Here is a 2,865-nt window from a genome sequence, read left to right as displayed (position 1 = left end):
GATCGCTTTGATTTACGCTGATTGCTGATAACGTAAATAAAAAAACCGCTGCAAGCTGATTTGCAGCGGTTTTTTATTTAGCGCAGTACGTTTTTTACCGTGTCCGTATCAGAAGCGGCCGCGCAGACCTAAAGCCAGTGAACGGCCAGGCAACGGGGCGACATCTTTGAGAAATGATGAATGCACCCGGGCTTGCTGATCGGTCAGGTTCTGGCCTTTGAGGTAAACCGTCAGTTCCTGCATACCCAGCTCAAACCGGTAACTGACACTGGCATCGACCAGGGTATAACCATCGGTAGGCTGCTCCAGCTCGGCGACTTTATCCTGTTTAAAGTAGCGGGTAGCACGGATATCAGCGCTAAGCGCATCCTGCTGATAGGCCAGTTCAGCCGCCAGGCGCAATGGCGGCGTGCGGGGTAAGTCACCGCCGTCCTGTAAACGGGCCCGGATATAATCGCCCTGCAATGTCAGTTTGAACGGGTCATTTATTTGCCAGATATACTGCGCTTCCAGACCATGCAAGATCACATCAGCAGTGGTGAACAAATAAACCGGCATTTCACCTGCATGTTCATCGGCGTGCTCATCAGCTGGCACTACCGGCATCTCAGGCTCGGCTACGTGCTCTTCTTCAGCATGCTCTTCGGCGAAAAGACCGGTATTTTGCTGATAATAGTAGTTATTAATGCGGTTATAGAAGGCATTGAACACAAAGCCGGTATCACCACTGAATTTTCTGAGCGTCAAATCAAGATTGTTAGACTTTTCCAGGGCAATGGCTTGGCTATTGACCACAAACTCGTCACCATCCTGGACAAACAACGCGCCTATTTCATAAGAGGCGGTGCTGATATGTGGCCCGAAAGACACTAATTCTGCTGCTGACGGTGCCCGTTGCGCATGCGATACCGACAGACCCAGGTTATAGCCGTCGGCAAAATCCCATACCGTCCCGGCAGATACGCTGACAGGGCTGAAATGTTGTTTTACCGCAAACACAGAACCGTGCTCTGTCTCATCAGCATGGCCTGGCGCTTCATTACCTTCATCATGGCCATGTGTTTCCAGCTCTGGCAACAGCACCGCAGGCGCATCGAGGGTTACCCGCTCAATTCGTGCGCCCAGCTGCAGCAACCAATTGCCGATATGCCGCTCTTCCACCCAGCCCAGCGCCAGCATTTCGGTCTCTGATGGTGGGGTAAACGCTTCCTCGCCCAGTGCTTCAAAGTCGCTGAATTTATAATGCAGGCTTAGGCCACCGCGCCAGTCCGCAAAGGTCCGGTGCAGCACTTCAAGCCGTGCTTCGTGGCTGCGGTTTTTAAAGGTGGTACCAATTTCGCCACCTTCAATTTCGCTATGCTGATAATCGGTAAAAGCCAGTTTGGTGTTTACTGCGCGGATTATGCCCGATGAAAAATTCAGTTCACTTAACAGCTGATAGCGGTTTTGGGCCAAATCGGCATAAACCTGTTCCTCGGCGCCGTGCCCGTCAGGCTCAGCATGCCCCTCTTCTGCATGACTATCTTCTTCATGATCATCATGGGCATGTCCGGGAATACCATATTCGCGATCCAGCCTGCCATAGGATAAGCCAATAAAGCCGTTATCGAGCAAGTAGCTGCCACCCAGAGTAAAGCCTTTGGCCGTTGCCGCGGTATTGTCGACCCGGCCTTTTACTGCATCGTCATCCGGCTCGGCTTCAGCAAAACCCGGAATGTCATAACTGTCATTGTCACGCCAGAAACCATCAATATATAAACCAATGTTATCAACACCGCTGGCCAGTGAACCTGACGCGAGTTTTTCATTATTAACGGATTCGCCCTGTACCATCCATTCAGCGCGGGTGGTTGTGTCGGTCGGAATACGCTCGTCCACCACATTTACCACCCCACCAATAGCCCCACTGCCATAGAACAGCGTAGCCGGGCCGCGCAGTACTTCAATCTGGCTGGCGGTGCTGGTTTCGCTCGCCACACTATGATCAGGCCCGATCCGGGACGCATCGCCGGCGTCCAGACCATTCTGGGTAATTAATACCCTGGGGCCATCCAGGCCACGGATAATCGGGCTGCTGGTGACATTGCCATAGAAATTCGAGTGCACTCCGACTTCATACTTTAACGTTTCGCCAAGCGTCGCAGCCTGGCGCATTTTTAATGCATCGCCAGCCAGCACACTAACCGGTAACGATGACTCAGTGGCCGATGCATGAAACGGGCTGGCCTTAATATCAATCACTTCAATGGTACTGCTCAGCAAAGTCAGGCTGATATCGCTCAGCCCCTGCTCAGGCACGTCAAGCCGGACATTACGATGAGCAAAACGACGGGCTTCAATATGCAGCTCTGCCTCACCCGGGTTAACAGCGGTAACGCTGAAGCGACCATTGGCATCGGTCGTCACCCGTTGGTTTTCACCAATAACGGTTACTGCTGCTCCCACTACCGGCTGACCATTCTCATCGGTCACCACACCGGAAATAGTCTCTGCCAGCAGCGGACTGGCCAGCAGACTAGCGGCAATGGCACTGGCTATCATCGTTCTTCTAAACATCGTGTTCCCCATTAATATACCGGTTTTCTTTAACATCACAGGCGCCGACGTCGGTCAGCTCAGGTTAGCGGCCTGAATAATTGATATGTTATAACATTTTTGATTGTTTTGTTATACTATAACAGAGTTTTTTTCAGGGAATGATGATAAGAGATAGTATTACAGCAGCACTGTCTGACTATTGTATTGCCTGGCTCTGGCTGCTTACTGCTCTGCCATTTGCTGTAAAAACTGCAGCCGTTGCTGCTCTTCAGCGCTGGCCTGAAACGGCTCATCGGTGAGCTGGCTGAGGGAAAAGAACTCCAGCGG

Annotated in this window: 1 protein-coding gene; it reads right to left on the bottom strand. The window is 51.8% G+C overall.

Going from position 1 to position 2,865, the window contains the following annotated elements; translation table 11 throughout:
• Positions 1-108 precede the first annotated feature (108 nt).
• Complete coding sequence (locus R3177_RS14235; protein ID WP_318971668.1) at positions 109-2,556, bottom strand: TonB-dependent receptor; 2,448 nt, start codon at positions 2,554-2,556, stop codon at positions 109-111.
• Positions 2,557-2,865: the final 309 nt, after the last annotated feature.

Origin of the sequence: Arsukibacterium sp., from assembly GCF_033722355.1 — a bacterium.
GTDB lineage: Bacteria > Pseudomonadota > Gammaproteobacteria > Enterobacterales > Alteromonadaceae > Alishewanella.
The sequence above is the reverse complement of the archived record's forward strand: the minus strand, read 5'-3'. Positions and strand labels throughout refer to the sequence as shown.

Coding starts and splice junctions, on each gene's coding strand:
- R3177_RS14235 (WP_318971668.1), bottom strand. CDS start 2,556: ATGTTTAGAAGAACGATGATAGCCAGTGCCATTGCCGCTAGTCTGCTG.